The organism is Campylobacter volucris, from assembly GCF_008011665.1.
Lineage (GTDB): Bacteria > Campylobacterota > Campylobacteria > Campylobacterales > Campylobacteraceae > Campylobacter_D > Campylobacter_D volucris_A.
Genome location: NZ_VOWJ01000013.1, coordinates 43,147 through 65,990 on the forward strand (window position 1 = coordinate 43,147; position 22,844 = coordinate 65,990).

Here is a 22,844-nt window from a genome sequence, read left to right on the forward strand (position 1 = left end):
ATGTTTATTTTGTTTGAGGTGATTTTATAAAAAAGGTTACTTTTTTTCTCTTTTTAAGAAATTTAAATATTTTGAGCAATAAAAACAAACAAGCAATTAAAATAAAAGTAAAATGTGGAAGTTGTGGAACTTTAGCAGATATAAAATAATGCCATGAACTAATTATAAAGCAAACATATCCTAGTTTTCTTATCTTAGTAATTTTTCTAAATTTTTTAAAAGAGCTAATAAACATTAAAATTAATATGAAAAATGCTAAAAATCCGCTAAATTCTAAATTTTTGCTAAAAGTATCTTTTAAAAATACAAAGAAATTAAAATTTTTTGTAAAAATGAAATAATTTAAAAAATGAATTAATGCCCAAAAAAAGGTGTAAAAACCTAAAAATTTTGGAAAATCTTTAGTGATTTTAAATTTAAATAAAGAAAAAAACAAACTTGTGGCAAAAAAAGTTAAAGCAAATATACCACTATAAAAATATACAGCCTTAACTATATCAAATTCATTTAAAAGTTGATAGATACTAAAAGCAATGCTTAAGATAAATAAAATTAAAGTGCTTAAATTTGCGAATTTTGTTTTCATTAAAAATTGGCCTTTAGATCCATATCTTTATATAAATATGCCACTTCTTTACCATAACCATTAAACATTAAAGTGGGTTTAGTAAAAAATTCTCCCAAAGGACGCTCGTTTGCTTGAGACCATCTTGGGTGAGAAACTTCCGGATTTACATTAGCATAAAAACCATATTCTCTAGGATTGGCTAGTTCCCAAGTGCTTTTTGGTTGATCTTTGACAAATTCGATTTTAGCGATAGACTTAATACTCTTAAAGCCATATTTCCAAGGCACTACTAAGCGAATTGGAGCCCCATTTTGTCCCAATAAAGGCTTTTTATACATACCAACAGCCATTAAGGTTAAAGGGTGCATAGCTTCATCCATTCTTAAGCCCTCCACATAAGGGTAATCAATAGTAGGAAAAAATGAAGCTTGATCTGGAAATTGATCTTTATCAAAAAGTGTAGTAAATTTAACAAATTTTGCGCTACTTTTTACTTTACATTTTTCTATTAAAGCTCTCAGTTCAAAACCAACCCAAGGCACCACCATAGACCAAGTCTCAACACAGCGAAATCTATATACTCTTTCTTCTAAAGGAAGAGACAATAAATTTTGCATTGTTAAGGTTATTGGCTCTTCTACTTCTCCGCTTATTTCTATTTTCCAACCATTAGTATTGAAATTTCTAGCAAGTTCAACTGCTCTTTTTTTATCAGTAGAAAATTCATAAAAATTTACATAATTAGTTGCAACTTTTTCATCGCTTATTTTTAAATTTTGCATATTGTCACTAGGGGTAAAATTTAAAGCCATTAGTTTTGATTGTATCACACTTGTTCCAATAAGTGCTCCTACGCCAAGCTTTAAAAAATGGCGTCTATTGTTATATAAATTTTCATGGGTAATATTCATGCTTTTCCTTTATATGATTTGTAAAATTAAAACATATAAAGGAAAACAAAAAATAATTTTTATTATTTTATAAAAAATATCTTAAAAAATTATATCGTTATTTTCAATAAGTATAGGGTTTTGTCTAGGAAAAGGAGATGTATTGGTATAATATTCTTTGTTTTTTTCAAAAAATCCTTGATAAACTCCATTTGGAATCCTAAATTTTCTAGCACTATCAGGATAAAGCTCTAAGTATTTGGTTAAAAAATCTTTAAACACAGGAGCTGCGGTCCTAGCTCCTCCTTCTATTTGCCTCATAGGTTTATTATCATCATTACCATACCAAATAATCACTTCAATTTCTGGAGTTAATCCGCAAAACCAAGCATCTATGCTTTTGTTTGAAGTTCCTGTTTTGCCCGCTATTTCTATATCTTCTACTTTTGCATTTTTACCTGTGCCATTTTTTACGACATTTTGCATCATATCATTAACTAAAAAAGCTTGAGTTTCATCACTAACTCTTCTTTCGCCAGAATTAAATTCTACAACTATATTTCCATTTTTATCAAGCACTTTTTTAATGAGTATTAAGTCTTTTTGCACCCCGTAATTTCCAAATACTGTATATAATTTTGCATAATCATAAATTGAAATTCCAAAACTTCCAAGTACAATAGATAAGTCAATAGGGATGTTTTTAAACCCCATATTGTTTAATTTTTCATGTATTACATCAAGCCCAAGCGATAAAGCAAGATTGATAGTTGCTAGGTTTCTTGAGCCAGTTAAAGCTTCTTTTAGCGTGATTAATCCTTGGAAATTTCCTCCATAATTTTTTGGTTTCCAGTTTTTTTCATTTTTATCAGTACTTTCAAAAATTCTTGAAATATCTGCTACCTTACTCATTGGAGAATAACCTAAATCTATAGCTATTTGATATAAAAATGGTTTAAATGAGCTTCCAGGTTGTCTTAAGCTTTGAGTTGCACGATTGAAATTACTTTTTGCATAATTTACACCACCAAGTAAGGCTAAAATATCTCCTGTTTGATGATTTGCAACTATCATAGCCCCATTTAGCGTGCTTAAATTTGCATCTTTATCTCTTTTAACTATCTCATCATAACCAAATTTTAAAGATTCTCTAGCGATATTTTGCACCTCAAGATCTATGGCTAGTTCGATTTTATAACCACCACTTTTAAGATCTTTAATGCCACTTAATTGTTTTAAAACCTCTTGTGTTACATAAGGGGCTACATTTTGAGTTAAAGTATCATCATAAACTTTTGGAACTTCATTTAATGCATTTATGTATTCTTCTTGGCTAATCCAACCAAGATTGTACATTCTTTGGATAACACTATTTGCTCTTGCTAAAGATAAATCTAAATGTCTAGTAGGATCATATGTGCTAGGAGCTTTTGGCATTCCTACTAATATAGCTATTTCTTTTAAGCTCAACTCATCTAAATCTTTTCTAAAATATCCCAAAGCAGCAGTTTTTACTCCATAATATCCATGTCCAAAAAAGATGAAATTTAAATATCTTTCTAAAATTTGTTCTTTACTTAAAGTATTTTCTATTTTGTATGCAAGTAAAGCCTCTTTTAATTTTCTACTTAATGTTCTTTCAGGGGTTAATTCTGTATTTTTTATAAATTGTTGAGTAAGTGTAGAAGCTCCTTCCATAGTCTTTCCACCACTTTTTACAATTTTTATAATCGCTCTAAAAATAGCATCAAAATTTACTCCATCATGCTCAAAAAAACTAGTATCTTCTATGGCAACCAAAGCTTCTATTAATCTTGGAGGCAGTTCTTCATAATTTACATAAAAACGATGTTCATCAAAAACATTTGCTACTAACTTACCATTTCTATCAAAAATTTGAGTAGTAAGAGGTGGTTTGTAATCTTTAAAAGTGTATTGATTTAAATCAGAATCAGAAAATAAATATGCAATAAAAATAAAAATTCCTATAGTGCAAACTACACAAAAAGAAATAAAAATTTTAAATATTTTTATCATGAAATGCTTTCAAAATTTCGATGTTTAAACCTAAGATAGTGCTTTGGTTTCCTATGATTTTTTTGATATATTTTTTGTGAAATCCTTCGCTCATCACAGCTCCTGCTTTATTTTGATAAAGTTTTGAGTCAATATATGATTGTAAATCTTTTTCATCAAAATGCTTTAGTATTAAATCGCTTTTGCTTAAATTTATAAGTCTTTTATTATCTAAAATAAGAATCATAGCACTTAAAACGCTAATGGTTTTGCCGCTTTGAAATTTTAGCATTTTTAAAGCTTCCTCATCATTTGTAGCTTTAGTAAAAATTTCATTTTCAACACAAACTATACTATCAGCAAATAAAATATTTTTAAATTCATAGTGTTTTTCTAAAAATTGTTTTTCTTTCTCAAAAACTACTTTTTGAACATATGAAAAAGGATTTTTATCTTGCACGCCTTTTTCATTATAATCAAAAAAGATTTGTTTAAAATTTATATTGGCTTCTTTGAGTAATTTTGCTCTTGAGCTAGAGCTTGAAGCTAGATATAACATTAATTTAAACTCTCATTGATAATTTTTTGAGCATATTCTAAAGCTTCGTTAATTTTACTTATGTTTTTACCTCCAGCAGTGGCAAAATCATCTCTACCTCCACCGTTTCCATCTAATATGGTAGCAATTTCTTTTACTAACGCTCCAGCTTTAATAGGAGCATTTTTAACCCCAGCTACAATTTGCACTTTAAAATCTTTTTCTTGCAAGAGTAAAATCACACACTTGTCAAATTTGTTTTTAAATTCATCCACTAAATTTTTTAAATCTTTATTTTGAATTTGCATAATGCAAACTGCTATATTATTGATTATTTCATGTTTTAAATCTAGTTTGTTTGAATTTTTTAATTCATTTTTTAAATTTAAATTTTCATTTTTTAATTTATTAAAAGCGTTCAATACATCATTAGTTTTTAATTCTTCTTTGATTTTATTGAATTCTTCAAAAATAGAATTTACATATGTAAGCGCAGCTTTGCTTACCACAGCTTCTATTCTTCTAACTCCAGCACTTACTCCGCTTTCTTTTACTATATAAAAACTACCAATTTCAGAGGTATTTTTTACATGAGTGCCACCGCATAGTTCCTTGCTCTCACCTAAAGTTAAAACCCTAACTTTATCGCTGTATTTTTCACTAAACAAAGCTATAGCACCCCTTTTTTTGGCTTCTTCTAGTTCTAATAATTGGGTTTTAGCTAAACTAGCTTTAGCTATATAGTCATTTACTAGGTTTTGAATTTGAAGCAGTTCTTCTTTGCTAAGTGCTTTAGTGTGGGTAAAATCAAAACGCAATTTATTATGCTCTACTAAAGATCCAGCTTGGCTAATGTGTGAGCCTAAAATCACTCTTAAAGCATGGTGTAAAAGGTGTGTTGCACTATGGTGTCTTGCGATTTGTTCTCTTTTTATAGTGTCAATGCAGGCAATAACTTCATCATTACATTTTACATCTTGATTAAGTTTGACAAAAGATAAATTAATGTCAAAGAATTTTTGAGTGTCTAAAACTTCATTATTGTTAATTGTGCCAGTATCTGCACTTTGTCCGCCACTTGTAGCATAAAATGGAGTTTTTTCAAGCATTAACCATACTTTTTGGCCTATTTTGGCATTTGTGATTATTTTAAAATTTTCATCCAAAATAGCTAAAATTTTTGTTTTTTCTTCATAATTTTCATAGCCACTAAAGATGTTAGTGCCAAATTTTTCAAGTAAAATTTTAAAATCACCATTAATTGCTTTATCTCCACTGCCTTTCCAAGAAGCCTTTGCTCTTATTTTTTGCTCTTGCATTAATTTTTCAAATTCAGTCTCATCTATTTTAATATTTTTTTCTCTTAACATATCAGCAGTCAAATCAAGCGGAAAACCATAAGTATCATAAAGTTTAAAAGCTACTTCTCCGCTAAAAATATCTTTAGTATTTTTTAATTCTTCATTGAAAATATGAATACCATTTTCAATGGTGCTTAAAAATCTTTCTTCTTCAAGGCGAATTTGCTCTTTAATAAAATCTTTTTTTTCGTTTAAATAAGTGTAATGATTGCCCATTAAATCGCATACTACATCGACTAATTGATACATAAAAGGCTTTTTTAATCCTAGTAGATAACCATGTCTTAAAGCCCTTCTCATGATTCTTCTTAAAACATAGCCTCTACCTTCTTTATCAAAACGCACCCCTTGAGCTAGCAAAAATACACTTGAGCGGATATGATCAGCTATTACTCTATAGCTTGCACCATCTTCATAGGTATAAGTTTTTCCACAAAGCTTAGTAATTACTTCGATTATAGGCATAAATAAAGAGCTATCAAAATTGCTAAATTTTCCTTCTTTTATAGCTACAACTCTTTCAAGCCCCATACCCGTATCAATGCTTGGTTTTGGTAGTGAAGTAAGCGTTCCATCAGCACTTCTTTCATACTGCATAAATACTAAATTCCAAATCTCTAAAAATCTATCTCCATCACCACCCATATAATCTTCATCTGAATTAAAATACTCACTTCCTTGATCATAAAAAATTTCACTACAAGGTCCGCAAGGGCCAGTATCTCCCATTTGCCAAAAATTATCTTTGTCACCAAATTTGTAGATTCTTTCTTTTTCTATATGTTTTTGCCAAAGTTCATATGCTTGTTCATCATTTTCATGCACTGTTACATAAAGTCTATCTTTAGGTAATTTTAAAATTTGTGTAACAAATTCCCAAGCATAAGCAATAGCTTGTTCTTTAAAATAATCACCAAAGCTAAAGTTTCCAAGCATTTCAAAAAAAGTATGGTGTCTTGCTGTATAGCCAACATTATCTAAATCATTATGCTTTCCACCTGCGCGTATGCAAGTTTGACAGCTTGTTTTTCTTGGAGGATTTGGACGAGGAATTTCTCCGGTAAAAATACTTTTAAAAGGCACCATCCCAGCATTTGTAAAAAGCAAACTTGCATCGTCAGGTACCAATGGTGCACTAGGAGTGATTTCATGCCCTTTTGATTTAAAAAATTCTAGATATTCTTTTCTTATATCCATAAATTAATCCCGTTAGTTTTTGTTTAAAATAATACCAAAAATACTTTAAATTAAGTAAAGCTATCTTATAATCACATTTTACTTTTAATAAGGTTTGAATATGCAAATTCCTTTTATAGATTTAAATACTCAATATAATACATATAAAAATGAAATTGATTTAGCAATTAGCGAAGTTTTGCAAAGTTCTTCTTTTATAGGTGGGGCAAAACTTGAAGAATTAGAGCAAAATTTGGCTAGCTATGTAGGTATTAAACACGCAATTGGATGTTCGAGCGGGACTAGTGCTTTATATCTTGCTTTAAGGGCTTTAGAAATTGGTAAAGATGATGAGGTTATAGTGCCTAGTTTTACTTTTATAGCAACAGCTGAAGCAGTGGCTTTGGTAGGCGCCAAACCTGTTTTTGTAGATATAAATTTAACAAATTATAATCTTGATTTTGATGCAGTAAAAAAAGCTATCACTTCAAAAACTAAAGCCGTTATAGCAGTTAGTATGTTTGGACAAATGAGTGATTTAAAAGCTTTAAATGAATTTTTAAAAGAAAAAAATATCGTTTTAATTGAAGATGGTGCACAAAGTTTTGGTGGAAGCTTTAAAGGAAAAAAATCTTGTTCCATTGCTCCGATTTCTTGCACGAGTTTTTTTCCTTCAAAGCCTTTGGGTGCTTATGGAGATGGTGGAGCGATTTTTTGTCATGATGATAAATTAGCTAAAAAAATCAAAATTTTACTCAATCACGGGCAAACTAAGCGTTATGAGCATAAATTTATAGGTATAAACGGACGCCTTGATTGCTTACAAGCAGCAATTTTAAATGTAAAATTAAAACATTTAGAAGAAGAATTAGATAAAAGACAAAAAATAGCACAAATTTATGATATAAATTTAAAAAATTGTCAAATTCCAAAAATTGACATAAATGCTATAAGTGCATACGCTCAATATAGTGTTTTAGTAGAAGATAGAGCTAGGATAATAGAAAAATTTGAAAAAGCAAATATTCCTTATGCTATTCATTATCCAACTCCTTTGCATAAACAACCTTGTTTTAGCGAGTTTTCAAATTTAGAGCTTAAAAATGCAGAATATGCAAGCAAGCATATTTTATCTTTACCTTTTTCGCCTTTTTTAACACAAAAAGATCAAGAACAAGTAATTTTGCTTTTTAAAGATTAAAATGATGAAAATAGGTATTATAGGCCTTGGAAAAATGGGTCAAAACCATTTAAATGAGCTTGGTAAAAATAAACATTTTAAAATTAATGCACTTTTTGATCTTCATAAGAATTCAAATTTAAGTTTTTATGAAGATATTTTTTATGATGATTTAGAGCAATTTTTAAATCAAAATAATGATATTATTATTATAGCAACTCCTACCAAAACGCATTTGGAAATAGCAAAAAAAGTTTTTTGTAAATGTAAATGCGTATTGATTGAAAAACCTTTAGCATTAAATTTACAAGAGATAAAAGAAATTTCTAATTTAGCTCAAAAATATAATGTAAAAACTAGTGTGGGATTTTGCGAAAGATTTAATCCTGCTGTTTTAGCTTTAAAAAAAGAGCTTGCGAATGAAGAAATTGTTAGTATAAATATACAAAGATTTTCACCTTATCCACAAAGAATTAGCGATGTGGGAATTTTGCAAGATTTAGCTGTGCATGATCTTGATTTATTTTATTTTTTAAGTGGTAAAAAAATTATAAAGGCAAATATTTTAAAATATTTTCATAAAGATAAAATAAGAGAAGATGAAAGCATGATTTTATGTGAATTTGCAAGTGGTGCTATAGCTTGTACACATGAAAGTTGGAATAGCACTCAAAGATTGAGAAAAATTTCACTTATAAGTAAAAATCATTTTTATGAAGTAGATTTGTTAAATTTTTGTCTAAGTAAAGATGGAGTTGCTTTAAAATTTGATATCCAAACGCCACTTTTTGGTGAACATATGGCTTTACTTGATTTATTCTTAGATAAACTAAGTTATTTAGCTACTATCGCTGATGCTTATGCGGTGCAAGAAATTTTAGAAAATTGTTGATTTTAATCAAAATAAAATTAAAAAAAGTGTATTAAAAATTTGATGTGTTTTAGATTTTATTAAAATAAAAAGGCTTTTATATGAAATTGGTTTTATTTTTAAATATGGGTGGGGTTAATAAGCTAGAAGAATGTGAAGTTTTTTTAAAAAATATGTTTAATGATCCTTATATTTTAGGTATTAAAAATAATCTTCTTAGAAAATTTGTTGCTTTTATGATAACAAAATCTAGACTTAAAGCCATGAGAGAAAATTATGAAAAAATGGGAGGAAAATCGCCTTTGACACAAATAACTCAAAATTTGTGCGATAAATTGAATTTAAAAAGCAATGAATATAAATTCGATTTTATTAGTTTATATGTACCTCCTTTTGCTTTAGATGTTTTAAGTAAATATAAATTCAAACAAGAAGATGAAATAATTTTATTTCCTTTGTATCCTCATCATTCTACAACCACTGTTAGTACTTCTTTGGAAATGATGGAAAAAGAATTAAAAAAAATAAAAATTCAAGCTAGTGTGAGGGTAATAGATGTGTTTTATAATGATGATATGTATAATCAAATGATTATTAAGCATATTTTGGAGAAAAAAAGCCATTTTGATTATAAGGCTTTGATCTTTTCTGCGCATTCTTTACCGCTTTCTATCATTAAAAAAGGTGATTTATATGAAAAGCATGTGGTAAAACATGTTGAATTTTTAAAAGAAAAATTAAAAGATAAATTTGATGAAATTTATCTTTCTTATCAATCAAAACTTGGTCCTGTAAAATGGCTTGAGCCAAATACTAGCGATGTTTTAGCAAATTTAAATTCAAAAGCTTTGATTTATCCTATATCTTTTTGTATAGATTGTTCTGAAACTATTTTTGAATTAGGTATGGAGTATAAGTATTTAGCAAAATGTGATTATGAATTAATTCCTTGTCCAAATGATAGTCATGAATTTATAGAATTTATTTTAAATTATTTAAAAATTTAATCTTGGGTTTTGATAGGTTTTAAATAGCTTTCTTTAATCAAAATATTTACCGTATCTTTAAACATGGGTAAAGCACTTTGAGCCGCGTAGTAGCTATAAGCTTTTGTAGGATTTCTTACTAAAACTCCTATGGTATATGCATGAGTTGCATCATTAGCAAAGCCAAAAAAGGAAGCATTATAGCGATTTGAAGTATATCCTTTTCTTTCAGCTATCCTTGCTGTTCCTGTTTTTCCACCTATGATAATACCTTCTGTGATAGCTTTTTTTCCTGTGCCTTTTTCTATAACATTAATTAGAATTTGTTGCATTTCTTTAGCTGCTTTGCTTGAAAGAATTTTATCTTTTTTGATATCTTCATCTAATTTTACCAATCTACCATTTTGATAAAATTTATTTGCAATTTGTGGCGTGATATAAATTCCATCATTGTTAAAAACATTATAAGCAGCTAGAAGTTGTATGAAAGTGGTTTTGAGACCATAACCATAGCTTAAAACCGATTTTTCTATCTCTCTTAGTCTTTTTGGATTAGGAATTTCTCCTTTTTGCTCATAAGGTAAATCTATACCACTTTTTTCTCCAAAGCGAAAAATTCTAAGACCAGAAATGATTTCAAGATTACTAAGTCTTTGAGCAATTTTAATCATACCTATGTTTGATGAATAAGTAATTATTTCTTCCATACTCATTTTGTTTTTAATATGATCATCGCGTATGGTAAATCTTCCAAGTTTGTATTGGCCTTTGTTGGTGTCTATGATTTCATTAGTTTTAATCTTATCAAGCATTAATGCAGTAGTAAATATAAAAGGCTTTATAACTGAACCTGCTTCATATCCATACTCAATAGCACTAGCATTTAATACAGATAAATCTCTTCCGCGATTTTGAGGATCGTATCTTCTTGAGCTAGCAAGTGCTAGAATTTTACCACTTTTACTTTCCATAATTCCAACGATGATTTCGTTTGCTTTTAGATCTTCATTTCTTTGATCGATTGCTTTTTCTAAGCTTTTTTGCAGTTTTAATGATATATTTAAGTATAAATCACAGCCGTTAATTTTGCGTTGTTCGTAAGAATATAAATTTAAAATGATATTACCACCTATATCTTTTAAGCCTTGTATTTTTGCATTTTGCAAAGGATTAAGACAATCATTGTAGTATTTTTCCAAGCCCTTGATACCTGTATTTTTAAAAATTTCGTTTTCTTCATCCATATAGGTTCTAGTGTATCCCACAACTGGAGTTAAGGAATCTTTTGGCATATAAATACGATCTTCTTTGTGCTCGATGATGTCAAGTCCTCTTGTTTCAACACGACCATTGCTATTTGTAAAGGCCTTAAAATAACCTTGCGTGTAAAGTTTTTTAGCAAGTTCTTTTAAATAGCTTGCATTTTTAGAATTAATATTTTGCAAGAGTATAAAACTATAACTTCTTTTTTTCTTCGCATTCATTCTTTTTTTGATATCTTGCATTTCTTCATCACTAGCACCACTATAAATTTGAAACAGTTTTAAAAAAAGTTCTTTTTTATCAGGATTTAGGCTTCTTAAATCAATTTCGGCTCTATAAATTTGCCTACTAGAAGTAATAGTAAAATTATCACTAGTAATGATATTTCCCCTTAAAGCTGATAAATATTGTTCTTTTTCTGTGTTAGGAATATGGCGTTTAGAGGTAAGAAAAAAGGTAGAAAGTAAAAATAAAACCATAAAAAACAGAGTCATACAAAATGCAAAGGCAACCTTAGAAACTCTATTTTTAATAGTGTTTTGGAGCATATATTATATTTGAGTTCTTGAAATTTCTTTATATGCGTTTATAGCTTTATTTCTAACTTCGAGCATAAATTTCATACTTGATTCAGCTTTACTAATGGCAATAGCTGCTTGATGCAAGTCTTTTACTTCACCTGTTGCTATATCTACCATTGCTGCTTCTGCAACTTCTTGGTTTTTATTAAGATCGTTGATGGAATTTTTTAACAATTTTGAAAATTCATCTCCGATATTGTTTGCGTTTGTATTGGTATTAGATTTATTATTAACATTATTTAATTGATTAATATTATTTATAGTATTCATCTTAACCTCTTAGTAAATCTATAGCACTTTGTGCTATGGTTTTAGTGCTTGTAAATGCACTAACATTTGCTTGATATGCTCTTGTTGCTTCTATCAAATCAGCCATTTCAATAACTGGGTTGATATTAGGAAAAGCAACATATCCTTGCTCATTAGCATCAGGATGAGAAGGATCAAATTTCATACGAAAATCTTTATCATCTCTTACAACTTTATCTACTACTACGCTCATTATAGGTGGTTTTGCATATTTTTGAGCATCTGGATCATTTAAAGGATTTTCATATTCTAAAAAATTATTATTTTTTTCGATTTGTTTATTTAAAATTTCATTAAAATCTGTTGCTTTAAAAATCACTTCTCTTCTTCTATAAGGCCCACCTTCTGCTGTTCTAGTTGTATTTGCATTAGCTATATTTGAGCTAATAACATTCATTCTAAAACGCTGAGCGCTAAGCCCATATCCGCTAATATCAAAATCACTTAAATAAGCCATTATTTATCTCCTAGCCTAATTTAGAACTTGTTTCAATGATGGTTGAAAAAATATTACTTTGTCTTCTTAAGACACCATCTAAAGCTGTAATCATCATTGTATTTTTACCCATTTCTGTTGTTTCAACATCTAAATCAACAGTATTTGCATCATTTCTTGCTAAATGACCATCTCTTAAATAAATAGTAGATTTATTTGGATCTGGAAATTTCCAAGGCTTTTGATGACCTTCATGAGTAGTAGCAACTTCAAGCTCTTTGTTATCTTTTTTCTTAAAAATTTCATTTGCTCTATTAACTAAAGCAGTTTCAAATTCAATATCTCTTGCTTTATAAAAAGGAGTATCAACATTTGCAAGGTTAGAATTAATCATTTGACTTCTTAGGTTTCTTCCTGCTAGTGCATCAACAATAAGTTCTTTTGATTTAAAAGGGCTTATCATATTTTTCCTTTCTTAAAAGCTTTACAAAAATAAAAGCAAAAAACATTCCAAAAATATATATAATCATTTTTAGGTTTAATTATATCTTTTTATAGTAAATTTTTGAAATTTTCAAAACCACTTTCAAGGGTAACTTTTTGCTCTAAAATTTTTAAAAAATCTTTTTTACAAATTTCTTTTGCGCCCATAAATTTTAAATGCTTGTTAGGAACTTGACAATCAATTATAAAATCACAAGGTTTTAAAATTTCACAAAGTTTAATTAAAGCAGTTTTAGAAGCATCTTTTTTAAGGCTTATCATACTTTCTCCAAAAAATACTTTTCCTATGATAAGCCCGTATAATCCACCTATAAGATCATCATTTTCATAAACTTCTACGCTATGAGCGATATTTTTTTCAAAAAGTTGAGTGTAAATTGTAATAAATTCTTTTGATATCCATGTTTTTTTTCTCAAAGCACAAAGTTTTATCAAATCACAAAAATTTTGATCTAGTTTGATTTTATAGTTTTTTAAAGCTTTTTTTATGCTTTTTTGAATGTGAATTTGATCTGGTAAAAGTATCATTCTAGGAGATGGACACCACCATGTTACTGGATTACTTGTCCAAGGAAAAAGCCCTAAGCTATAAGCAAAAGGTATAAAATCCACCTCTAGTTTATCACTTATAAAAACTGGTGCATCATCAGGACTTTTTAAAAGCTTAGAATATAAATTCGATTTTTGCATTTTTAGAAAGTTTTAGTTTAACTTTTCCACCATTTTTTAATTTACCAAATAAAATTTCATCACTTAATTTCTCACCAATTTCATCTGCAATAATGCGTTTTAATAATCTCACTCCAAATTCTTTTGAAGTGGCTTTAGCAGCAATAAATTCTTTCACTTTTTTATCTGCTTCTATGCTAATATTTTTTAAATTGAATGATATTAAATCAAGTTCTTTTTGCACGATTTGTTCTAAAATATCATCATTTAAGTCATTAAAATGTATGATTTTATCGATACGATTAATAAATTCAGGTGTAAAAAAATCTTTAATAGCTTTATTATTTTTTTCTTGATTATTGCTTAAAAATCCTAATTCGTTTGTTTCTTTTAGGCCTAAATTAGAAGTCATGATAATAATGGTATTTTTAAAATCAGCTTTTAAACCGCTATTATCAGTTAAACTTGCATTGTCAAAAATTTGCAAAAAAGTATTGGTTAAGTCAGGATGAGCTTTTTCAATTTCATCAAAAAGAATTACGCTAAAAGGATTTTTTCTTACGCTATTGCTTAATAATCCACCATCTTCATATCCTACATAACCAGCAGATGTTCCTATAAGTTTGCTAATATCATGTTTTTGAGCGTATTCACTCATATCAAATCTTTCAAGATTTAAATTTAGATTTTGCGCTAATTGCTTGGCAAGTTCAGTTTTCCCAACTCCGCTAGAGCCTGTAAATAAGAATACACCTCTAGGAGTATTTTTAGCTTTTAATCCAGCATAGCTTTGCTTTAAAACTGAACATAAAGCTTTAATAGCTTCATCTTGACCAAAAATATTATCTTTTAGATTTTTTTCTAAATTTTTTAAAATTACCCCTTGATCGCTTTCATAAATTTTATGCGAGCGAGTCATTCTAGCTAGGGTATTTTCTAAATCTTTAGTTTTAATAATTTTTTTTGTTTTTTTATCAATCAAAGCAAAGCTAGCCCCAAGCTCATCTATCAAATCAATAGCACTATCAGGTAAAAATTTATCATGCAAAAATTGTTTGGCTAACTTAATGCTAATTTGTAAAATTTCATCACTAAGCTTGATTTTATGAAAATTTTCATATTTGCTTTTTAAGCCTTGTAATATTAAAAAGCATTCCTCTTCGCTTGGTTCATCTATATCAATTTTAGCAAACCTTCTACTTAGCGCTTTGTTTTTATCAAAAGTATTTTTATATTCTATAAAAGTAGTAGCTCCGATGCATTTGATAGAGCCATTACTTAAAGCAGGTTTTAAGAGATTAGACATATCAGCATGACTTTCGTTGCTAGCTCCTGTGCCAACTATGGTATGGATTTCATCTATAAATAAAATAGCGTTTGGAATTTTTTCAAGTTCATTGATAATATCTTTTAATCTTTTTTCAAAATCACCTCTGTATTTAGTGCCAGAAAGCAAACTAGCCATATCTAAAGTGTAAATTTTTGCATTTTTTAAATGATTTGGAACTTTTTCTTGAGCAATAGCTAAAGCTAGACCTTCTACAACAGCTGTTTTTCCAACGCCAGGTTCACCAACTAAGATAGGATTATTTTTCTTGCGTCTGCTTAGAATTTGTATGATTCTTTCAAGTTCAAATTTTCTACCAATTACAGGATCAATTTTGCCTTTTTTAGCTAGTTCTACAAGTTCTGTTGTATGGGTTTTTATGTTTTCAAATTCAGCATTTTGCAAAAGTTCTTTTAATTTATTTTTATCAATTAAGTGTTTTTTTAAAATATGGTAAGAATAAGCTTTTTCTTCTTTGCTTAAGGCGATTAAAAAATCCAAAACACTAGTTTGATTTTTTTGTGTTAAATTTTGCAAAATATTATTTAATATGATAGAAAAAACAGGCTCAATTTCTTTTTTTAACACTTCATTATTTTTAGCTAAATAACTTTTTAGTTCATTTTCAAAAATTTCTAATTCCCCATCTCCAATTTCTTCTAATACATTTTTAAAATCACTACTAAGCTTAACAAGAGCAAAAAGCAAATGTTCACAAGTGATAAATTCGTGACGATTGATGATGCTAAGATGTCGCGCATTTGGTATAAAAGAGTCGATTGATTCTTGATATTTCATTGTTCTTCTATCCTTGTTTGGAGTGGAAAGTTATTATTTTTTGCTGCTATATCAACTTGTTGTTTTTTGCTAAGTGCAATTTCTTCTGTGTAAATTCCACAAACTCCACTTCCTTGGTGATGAATTTCTAGCATGATTGCGCTTGCTTTTTCAAAATCATGATGAAAAATATTAATTAAAACATCCACAACAAATTCCATAGTTGTAATATCATCATTTAACAATAAAACTTTAAATAGTTTTGGTTGGGCTAATTTTTGTTGTTCTAAAATTTCATTTTTTAGACTCATTGAGTATCCTATCAATATCTTCTTGCATAGTTTGGCTTGAAACCTTTCCAAGATAATACTTCACATAACTTTTTGTGTTTTTATTCCAAAAATCTGTTAAATCTTGGTACTTTCCATCTTTTAAAACTACTTTAAATGGTAGTTGTTCCATATTTTGATAGTCGATGTCTTTTAGAGCTTGTGCTATGATTCTATCATTTTCTTTGGAGTTGCTTAAAAAATAATATGCACCATAATTAATCGCAAAATCTTTTACAACCTGATCGCTCACATTTTCAAAATGACTTAAGCCTATAATTGTAAAATTTTCTTTATTTTTTTGCCATAGGCTAGTAAGATGAGGTGCTTCTTCTTGGCAAGGGGTGCAAAAAGTACCAAAAAAATCAAACATTAAAATTTTATTTTCTTCGCCTTTAATAGCAAAACCATTTTCGGTTCTAATTAAGGTTTTTTCTCCGCCATTTACACTTTGTAAAATTATTTCTTCGCCGGTTTTAAATTCTTTAAAAGTAAAATCATCTTCTATGGTAGTTTGGCTTGAACAAGCACTGATTAAAATACCAAAAATGCTTATCAAAAATAAATATATCTTTTTTTTCATAAATATCCTTTTTTATCTAATAATTTTTCATTGCAGCTCTTGCTTCAAGATCGGCTTGTTTTTTCTTTAAAGCTTCTCTTTTGTCATGTAAATTTTTTCCCTTTGCAAGAGCTATTAAAGCTTTGACTTTATTTTTTTCATTAAAATAAAGCTCTATTGGCACAATGGTAAAACCTTGGGTGCTGATTTTCCCAAAAAGTTTGTCAATTTGCTTTTTATGCATTAAAAGCTTTCTTGCTCCTTTTTCTTCGTGTTTGTAAAAAGCATGTGTTGTATTTAAGTGGGAAATATGAGCATTAAGCAAGAAAATTTCTCCTTTGATTATACGCACAAAAGAGTCTTTTAAATTTGCTCTAGATGCTCTTAAGGCTACTACTTCTGAGCCTTTTAAAACTATACCAGCTTCAAATTTCTCTAAAATTTCATAATCATGAAAGGCTTTTTTGTTTTTAACAATGATTTTTTTCATCTATAAAACCTTAAAAACACTGCTTCCACTTCCACTTAAAAAATACCCTTGAGAAAAAAATTCTTGCATTTTAGGATAAATTTTTACACAAGGAGCAAACAAATCATTTAGTGCGGTATTTTCAAATTCTAACAATTGAGTAGTTTTTAAATGAGTGAATTTTTTGGCTAATTGTAAATTTTCATCTAAATTATATTTTAGCTCATCAAAACTTTTATAAACTTCAGCACTTGAGCAAGAAAAAGATGGAAAAGTAAAATTTAATAAAGGCAAATCATCTTCAAATTCTTTTATAATCTCTCCACATCCGCTGACATTTGCGCTTTCATAGCCATGTAAAAAAAAGATCAAATCCGATCCTAGATTGTGACAAATTTGTTTTAATGTTTGCTTAGATAATTTTAAATTTAACTCTTCATTTATCATAAGTAAAAATGTCACAGCATCTGTGCTACTACCTCCAAGGCCACCGCCTATAGGGATATTTTTGATTAATTTTAAGCTTTTGTGTTTAAAAAATTCACCAAGCTCGTTTTTAAACCCTAAATTTTCAAGTTCTTGGTAAGCTTTGTGTATGATGGTATCTTGATTAAAATTTCCTATAATTTCAAAACCATCTTTGTATTTTTCATCACTAAAACTTAACTCATCATATAAATGCTTTAAAAGTATAAAACGAGAAGAGATTAAATGGTATGATCTTAAATCAAATCCAGTAATTTTTAAAAAAATATTTGCCTTTGCGTAAGCTCTCATTTTTTAAGCTTTTTGCTTAGATCATCAAGTTTGATATTTTCATCGCTAATAGAGTGTAAATTTTCACTTTTAACTTGCTCGATTAATTCTTTTCTTAAAATCATTAAAGTTTTTGGAGCTTCAATGCCTATTTTAGCATAGCCTTTTCCTGTTTGGACTATTTTTATTTCTATATCATCGCCAATTTGTATGCTTTCATTTTCTTTTCTTGATAAAATTAACATTTTAAAACCTTATTTAAATAATACTCTACTTGATTATTTTTAATATTTATAATAGAAAAAAAATCAGCTTCTTCTAAGAGGTAGCAACCTTCTTCTTGAATTTCTAAATCGTCTAAAAAGATTTTTTGTCCATTGTGTAATTTTTGTGGGTATTTTATCGTATTTTTTCTAAGATTTAAATAATCTAATGCATTTAATTCTTTTTCATTTTCATAAAAAAAATCTCCCTCTTTGAGTCTTTCTAAGGAACTTAAAGTCGCATTAATATTTAATTTTCTTGCAAATAACTCACAATAAGATCTAATGTATCCACCTTCACTAACTGAAATTTCCATAGTTAAAAAAGGATGATTATAATGTAAAATTTTTGAGTGAAAAATTTCCATTTGAGTTGTTTTTAGATTGCTTTGAAGACCTTTTTTTGCTAACTCATATGATCTTATACCATTAATTTTTTTTGCACAATATACTGGAGGAGTGTAATCGATTTTGCCTAAAAGTTCATTTTGTATTTTTTGTAATTTTGAAAGATCAAAAGCTTTTATGAGTGAAATTTGTTCGATATTTTGATTATCCAAGCTTTTAGAATGCACTCCAAGCCAAAGCGTGGCTTTGTAAATTTTAGGACTTTTGTTAAAAAATCGAAATAATTTTGTGTATTGATCAAAAGCGATTAATAAAACACCTTTTGCAAAAGGATCTAAAGTTCCTGAAAAACCTGCTTTTTTATTTTTGTATTTTTTCTTAAGTTTGGTTAAAAAAGCATTAGAACTTAATCCGCTTGGCTTATAAGCTACAAAAAGTTTATTCATATGATTTTTTCCACAAAACTTGACATTATCATTCTTTCAATTCCGCCAAAATTTATAGTTAATTTTTCTTCATTATTTAATTTGCTCACACTTGTAATTCTTCCTATGCCAAAAATTTTATGCTTTATTAGATCACCTTTTTTGTAAGATTTTTGATTATTATCAAAAGTTAATTCTTTTTTGATTACATTACTTTCACCTAAAAATCTACTTTTATCTAGTTTTGTCCTGCTGCCTTTATGAAATCTTGAATTTGCATAGCTTAAATACAACTTCTTCTTTGCTCTTGTAATGGCTACATAAGCAAGTCTTCTTTCTTCTTCTATGTTGCTTGATTCGCTAGTAAGTGGAAAAAAACCTTCTTCTAATCCCACTATAAACACATAATCAAATTCAAGTCCTTTGCTAGCATGGATACTCATAATGCAAATACTTTCTTGATCTAAGCCATCTTGTTCGTTTAATAATGAAATCTCATTTAAAATATCATCTAAATTAGAATAATTTCCATGAGAAATTTTATCTTTTAAATTCGCATAAAATTCATCTATGTTTAGGAGTTTGTCTTCTCCTTCGGGATTGTCTTTATAAAATTCTTTAAATTTAAATTCATTTTCTAAAGAAGTGACGATTTCTAATAAATTTTCTTTTTCTTTGAGTTTGTGCATACTTAGTATGAATTTTTCTACTTCATTGTCTGTTTTTTTAGTAAAAAATCCATTGCCAACTAAAGCATAAAGTGCTTCAAATAATGATAAATTATTATTTAAAGCATAATCTTGTAATTTTTGTAAAGTCGCATTACCAAAATTTCTTTTAGGTCTATTAATGATGCGTTTAAAAGAATAATCATCATTAAAATTAGATAACAATCTTAAATAAGAAATGATATCTTTAATTTCTGCTCTTTCATAAAATCTAATTCCACTTAGCAATTTAAAAGGAATTTTTTCTTTACTAAAAGCTTCTTCTAAGGCACGAGAAAGAGCATTGACTCTATAAAGTATAGCAATTTGACTTGGGTTGATATTGGATTTTAAAAGTTTAAAAACTTCCTTTGCTATTTTAAAACTTTCTATTTTTTCATCATCATTTTGTAAGACTTCTATCTCTTCGCCTTTATCTTTTGTGCAAATTAGTGTTTTACCTAATCTTTTTCTATTATGCTCTATAAGTTCGTTTGCAGCTTGTAAGATAGCATTAGTAGAGCGATAATTTTGTTCTAATTTGATAAGTTTTACATTGCAAAATTGCTCTTGGAAATTTAAGATATTTTCTATTTTAGCTCCACGCCATCCATAAATACTTTGATCATCGTCTCCAACAACGCAAATATTTTCATGACTTGAGCATAATTTTTTTAAAATTTGATATTGTAAAGCATTAGTATCTTGGTATTCATCCACGGTTATATAAGCATATTTTTTACTTTGTTCTTTAGCAAATTCTTCATCTTCTAAAATTTTATTTGTGAGCATTAATAAATCATCAAAATCCATGAAATTATTTTGTATTAAAAAATTTTCATATTGCTCGTAAGTGTGTATAATTTCTTCATAATTTTTGCTTTTTTCATCTTTTAAAAATTCAAGTTCTTTTTGAATTTCTTGGGCACTTTTGCTTTGATTTTTAAAATTAGATATATAAGCTCCTATGGTAGCTAATGAACTTTTTAAATTTTCATTGGTTAAGTCTTTTAGAATTTTTTTCTTATCATCACTATCTATGATTACAAAATTATTAGCTCTTGAAATTCTTTCGCTATATAATCTTAAAAATAAAAGTCCAAATTTATGAAAAGTACAAAGCAAAGGGGTTTGTAAATTTTCATTTTTAATTAAAGCTAAAGCTCTATTTTTCATTACATTAGCAGCTTTGTTTGTAAAGGTGAGTGTAAGGGTGTGATGGGCTGGAATTCCTACTTGATCAATCAAATAAGCAAGTCTAGTTGTAATTGTTTTTGTTTTACCACTTCCTGCGCCTGCAAGTATTAGCATCGCACCATCTGTATGCAATATGGCTTCTTTTTGACTTTGGTTTAAGCCTTCTAATAAATTCATCTTTTTAGTAAATCTTTATTTTGTGGATTATTTAAAAAAGCATTCATAGATTTTTCTTTAAGTTTGTTTTCGTTTTTCTTTTTAAAATAATTAGAAAAATTTACAAAAATGATATTATCTTCTACTTGAATTTGAGCTATTGCACCTAAATCAACTTTAACAAATGTAGCAAAATCATCTGGCCCAAATCCTGCGTGAAATTCCATATTTTCTTTGTTTAATTTTATAGACTTAAAAGTATATCCTCCTAGTGCAAAAACACAATATGGATTTTTACTTACCACATCAAGATCTTGTGGTAAAGCAGGCTCTAAAGTCACAAATTTTGTATTTACAAGTATGCTAAATTCTATATCTTGTGTGATTAAAATTTGCAAACATTCATATATACTTTTTTCCATTAAATCAATGAAATTTTTATCATTTAAAATTTTATCTATCATCACTTAACCTTAAAAATTCATCCACTAAAATTTTAACTTGCTCTAAACCTATATTCCAAAATTCATCACTTTCTATATCAAAACCAAACATAGATACTAACTCTTTTGGACTTTTACTACCACCGCTACTTAAAAACTCGATATAAAGCTCAACGAAATTTTCACATTTTTTACTTTTATATAAACCATATAAAGCAAGCACTAAAAGTTGAGCATATGCATAAGCATAGCAGTAAAATGGAGAATGGATAAAATGAGGTATATAAGAATACCATAAAGCATAATTTTTACTTAACTCAACGCTATCTTTAAACATTTTTTGGGATTCTTCTATCCAAATTTTACTTAATTCTTCTGCGCTTAGTTCACCTTGAGTGGCATGAAATCTTCTTTCAAAAGTAGTAAAATTAATTTGCCTATACAAGGTAGCAAAAATATCTTCAATCTTTGCTGCATATAAGGATAAAAGCTCTTCTTTGTTTAAATTGTCTTTTATATAATCAAAAATTAACATTTCGGCAAACACAGATGCAGTTTCAGCTGTAGTTAGTGGTGTATCTTGATTTAAAAAACTAACTTTATAAGAAAGTTGTTGATGAATGCTGTGTCCAAGCTCATGAGCTAAGGTAAAAAGATCGCGTCTTTGATTGGTATAATTTAGCAATATATAAGGATGGCTTAGCGGGGTGCTTGAGTGAGAAAAAGCTCCACTTTGTTTAAATTCTTTTGGGTAAACATCAATCCATCCGTCGTTAAAAGCTTTATTGGTAATATTATAAAATGCTGGAGAAAATCCATTAAAAGCTTTTAAGATTATATCTTTTGCTTTATCAAATTCTACGCTCATATCTTTTCCTATTGGAGCATATCTATCATAATCTTTTAACTTTGTATAGCCAAGAATTTTTTTCTTAGCATTATAAAATTTAGCAACCAAATCAAAAGAATTTTCAGCCGCCATAATAAGAGCATCAACGCTTTTTTTTGAAATTTGATTTTTGATGTGCCTTGGAGTTTCAGGGCTTTCATAAGATCTTAATTCGCAAATACTTGCAAGTTCAGTTTTGATCATATTAAATATATAAACTAAAAGTTTGTTTTGTTTTTTTAAGACTTTACTAAAACTTTTTGCAGCTTTTTTTCTAACGCTTTTATTAGCATCATAAAGCTTACTTAAAATCTCTTCTTCGCTAAGTTTTTTGCCTTCAAATTTAAATTTTAATGCACTAAAAGTTTCATCAAATAATCTTGAAAAAGCATTAGCTCCAGTATTTGATAAACGCAATATGATTCTTTCTTCTTTTTGAGAAAGGTTGTGTTTTTTATGTTTGATGAGATTATTTAGATAAAAAGCATAATCTTTGCAAAATTCTATCAATTTTTGATTTTTTTCTTTGTCTAATTGGCAAAATTCTAATTCAAAAAAAAGCAGATTTTCTTCTATTTTTTTGCATAAATTTTCATATTTAGCATAAAATGAACCTTTGGTGGTATCTTGGGCAAAATTTAGATAAGCAAAGGTTAAAATATGAGAAATTTTTAAAATTAAATTTTCATATTCTTGCAAACTTGCTAAAAAATTTTCATTATTTAAAGTAGAAAGTTTATTTTCGTAAGTTTGTCTAAAAATTTGTACTTCTTTCTTTGTTTGATCTAGATATGAATTTAATTCTTGTTCGTTTTTAAATAAAACATTTAAATCCCAATTTTGCATAA

The 22,844-nt window shown here is 28.1% G+C and carries 23 protein-coding genes; 3 read left to right on the plus strand and 20 right to left on the minus strand.

The window, feature by feature from the left end; translation table 11 throughout:
- Window positions 1-4 precede the first annotated feature (4 nt).
- From FPD38_RS01010 to alaS, 5 genes are all read right to left on the minus strand, one after another.
- The gene (locus tag FPD38_RS01010) at window positions 5-586 is read right to left on the minus strand and encodes a ferric reductase-like transmembrane domain-containing protein (RefSeq protein WP_147554945.1); all 582 of its coding nucleotides are present in this window, start codon (window positions 584-586) and stop codon (window positions 5-7) included.
- Window positions 586-1,479 carry a protein-methionine-sulfoxide reductase catalytic subunit MsrP gene (gene msrP / locus FPD38_RS01015; protein ID WP_147554946.1) on the minus strand — a complete coding sequence of 298 codons (894 nt, stop codon included), beginning with the start codon at window positions 1,477-1,479 and terminating at the stop codon, window positions 586-588. Before msrP ends, FPD38_RS01010 begins: the two co-directional genes overlap by 1 nt.
- An 81-nt stretch (window positions 1,480-1,560) precedes the next feature.
- Window positions 1,561-3,492 carry a transglycosylase domain-containing protein gene (locus tag FPD38_RS01020; RefSeq protein ID WP_261798268.1) on the minus strand — a complete coding sequence of 644 codons (1,932 nt, stop codon included), beginning with the start codon at window positions 3,490-3,492 and terminating at the stop codon, window positions 1,561-1,563.
- Window positions 3,479-4,033 carry a septum formation inhibitor Maf gene (gene maf / locus FPD38_RS01025; protein ID WP_147554948.1) on the minus strand — a complete coding sequence of 185 codons (555 nt, stop codon included), beginning with the start codon at window positions 4,031-4,033 and terminating at the stop codon, window positions 3,479-3,481. The genes FPD38_RS01020 and maf overlap by 14 nt, the downstream gene beginning before the upstream one ends.
- Window positions 4,033-6,570, minus strand: coding sequence for an alanine--tRNA ligase (gene alaS, locus FPD38_RS01030; RefSeq protein WP_147554949.1), 2,538 nt, complete (start codon window positions 6,568-6,570; stop codon window positions 4,033-4,035). Before alaS ends, maf begins: the two co-directional genes overlap by 1 nt.
- A gap of 106 nt (window positions 6,571-6,676) precedes the next feature.
- On the opposite strand from alaS, the gene FPD38_RS01035 reads away from it, so the two are divergent.
- The 3 genes from FPD38_RS01035 (at window position 6,677) to hemH (ending at window position 9,607) form a co-directional block, all read left to right on the plus strand.
- Window positions 6,677-7,750 (plus strand): DegT/DnrJ/EryC1/StrS family aminotransferase, encoded by a 1,074-nt coding sequence (locus FPD38_RS01035; RefSeq protein ID WP_147555104.1) that lies wholly within the window; start codon window positions 6,677-6,679, stop codon window positions 7,748-7,750.
- A 4-nt stretch (window positions 7,751-7,754) separates the two neighbouring features.
- Window positions 7,755-8,621, plus strand: coding sequence for a Gfo/Idh/MocA family protein (locus tag FPD38_RS01040; RefSeq protein ID WP_147554950.1), 867 nt, complete (start codon window positions 7,755-7,757; stop codon window positions 8,619-8,621).
- An 80-nt stretch (window positions 8,622-8,701) separates the two neighbouring features.
- The gene (gene hemH / locus FPD38_RS01045) at window positions 8,702-9,607 is read left to right on the plus strand and encodes a ferrochelatase (protein WP_147554951.1); all 906 of its coding nucleotides are present in this window, start codon (window positions 8,702-8,704) and stop codon (window positions 9,605-9,607) included.
- On the opposite strand, the gene FPD38_RS01050 is transcribed toward hemH, so the two are convergent.
- The 15 genes from FPD38_RS01050 to FPD38_RS01120 all read right to left on the minus strand — a co-directional run bounded on the left by FPD38_RS01050 (window position 9,604) and on the right by FPD38_RS01120 (window position 22,842).
- Complete coding sequence (locus FPD38_RS01050; protein ID WP_147554952.1) at window positions 9,604-11,397, minus strand: peptidoglycan D,D-transpeptidase FtsI family protein; 1,794 nt, start codon at window positions 11,395-11,397, stop codon at window positions 9,604-9,606. The genes hemH and FPD38_RS01050 overlap by 4 nt on opposite strands.
- 3 nt (window positions 11,398-11,400) lie before the next feature.
- Complete coding sequence (gene fliE / locus FPD38_RS01055; RefSeq protein ID WP_147555105.1) at window positions 11,401-11,691, minus strand: flagellar hook-basal body complex protein FliE; 291 nt, start codon at window positions 11,689-11,691, stop codon at window positions 11,401-11,403.
- A 10-nt stretch (window positions 11,692-11,701) separates the two neighbouring features.
- Window positions 11,702-12,196, minus strand: coding sequence for a flagellar basal body rod protein FlgC (gene flgC, locus FPD38_RS01060; RefSeq protein WP_133373488.1), 495 nt, complete (start codon window positions 12,194-12,196; stop codon window positions 11,702-11,704).
- Between the two features lie 10 nt (window positions 12,197-12,206).
- Window positions 12,207-12,638: a flagellar basal body rod protein FlgB gene (gene flgB, locus FPD38_RS01065; RefSeq protein ID WP_147554953.1), complete on the minus strand. Its 432-nt coding sequence runs from the start codon at window positions 12,636-12,638 to the stop codon at window positions 12,207-12,209.
- Between the two features lie 89 nt (window positions 12,639-12,727).
- Window positions 12,728-13,369, minus strand: a complete 642-nt coding sequence (aat, locus tag FPD38_RS01070) for a leucyl/phenylalanyl-tRNA--protein transferase (protein ID WP_147554954.1) — start codon at window positions 13,367-13,369, stop codon at window positions 12,728-12,730.
- Window positions 13,344-15,473, minus strand: coding sequence for an AAA family ATPase (locus FPD38_RS01075; RefSeq protein ID WP_147554955.1), 2,130 nt, complete (start codon window positions 15,471-15,473; stop codon window positions 13,344-13,346). The genes aat and FPD38_RS01075 overlap by 26 nt, the downstream gene beginning before the upstream one ends.
- Window positions 15,470-15,763: an ATP-dependent Clp protease adaptor ClpS gene (locus FPD38_RS01080; protein ID WP_039665768.1), complete on the minus strand. Its 294-nt coding sequence runs from the start codon at window positions 15,761-15,763 to the stop codon at window positions 15,470-15,472. The genes FPD38_RS01075 and FPD38_RS01080 overlap by 4 nt, the downstream gene beginning before the upstream one ends.
- Window positions 15,747-16,364, minus strand: a complete 618-nt coding sequence (locus tag FPD38_RS01085) for a TlpA family protein disulfide reductase (RefSeq protein WP_147554956.1) — start codon at window positions 16,362-16,364, stop codon at window positions 15,747-15,749. The genes FPD38_RS01080 and FPD38_RS01085 overlap by 17 nt, the downstream gene beginning before the upstream one ends.
- Window positions 16,365-16,380: 16 nt before the next feature.
- Window positions 16,381-16,833 carry an SsrA-binding protein SmpB gene (gene smpB / locus FPD38_RS01090; protein ID WP_147554957.1) on the minus strand — a complete coding sequence of 151 codons (453 nt, stop codon included), beginning with the start codon at window positions 16,831-16,833 and terminating at the stop codon, window positions 16,381-16,383.
- Entirely contained in the window at window positions 16,834-17,589 is a 756-nt protein-coding gene (locus tag FPD38_RS01095) for a 4-(cytidine 5'-diphospho)-2-C-methyl-D-erythritol kinase (protein WP_147554958.1), read from the minus strand.
- Entirely contained in the window at window positions 17,586-17,813 is a 228-nt protein-coding gene (csrA, locus tag FPD38_RS01100; RefSeq protein WP_039665764.1) for a carbon storage regulator CsrA, read from the minus strand. Before csrA ends, FPD38_RS01095 begins: the two co-directional genes overlap by 4 nt.
- Window positions 17,807-18,625, minus strand: a complete 819-nt coding sequence (locus FPD38_RS01105) for a pseudouridine synthase family protein (RefSeq protein ID WP_147554959.1) — start codon at window positions 18,623-18,625, stop codon at window positions 17,807-17,809. Before FPD38_RS01105 ends, csrA begins: the two co-directional genes overlap by 7 nt.
- Window positions 18,622-20,685, minus strand: coding sequence for an ATP-dependent helicase (locus tag FPD38_RS01110; protein WP_147554960.1), 2,064 nt, complete (start codon window positions 20,683-20,685; stop codon window positions 18,622-18,624). Before FPD38_RS01110 ends, FPD38_RS01105 begins: the two co-directional genes overlap by 4 nt.
- Entirely contained in the window at window positions 20,682-21,128 is a 447-nt protein-coding gene (locus tag FPD38_RS01115) for a hypothetical protein (RefSeq protein ID WP_147554961.1), read from the minus strand. The genes FPD38_RS01110 and FPD38_RS01115 overlap by 4 nt, the downstream gene beginning before the upstream one ends.
- Complete coding sequence (locus tag FPD38_RS01120) at window positions 21,118-22,842, minus strand: M3 family oligoendopeptidase (RefSeq protein ID WP_147554962.1); 1,725 nt, start codon at window positions 22,840-22,842, stop codon at window positions 21,118-21,120. The genes FPD38_RS01115 and FPD38_RS01120 overlap by 11 nt, the downstream gene beginning before the upstream one ends.
- Window positions 22,843-22,844 lie beyond the last annotated feature (2 nt).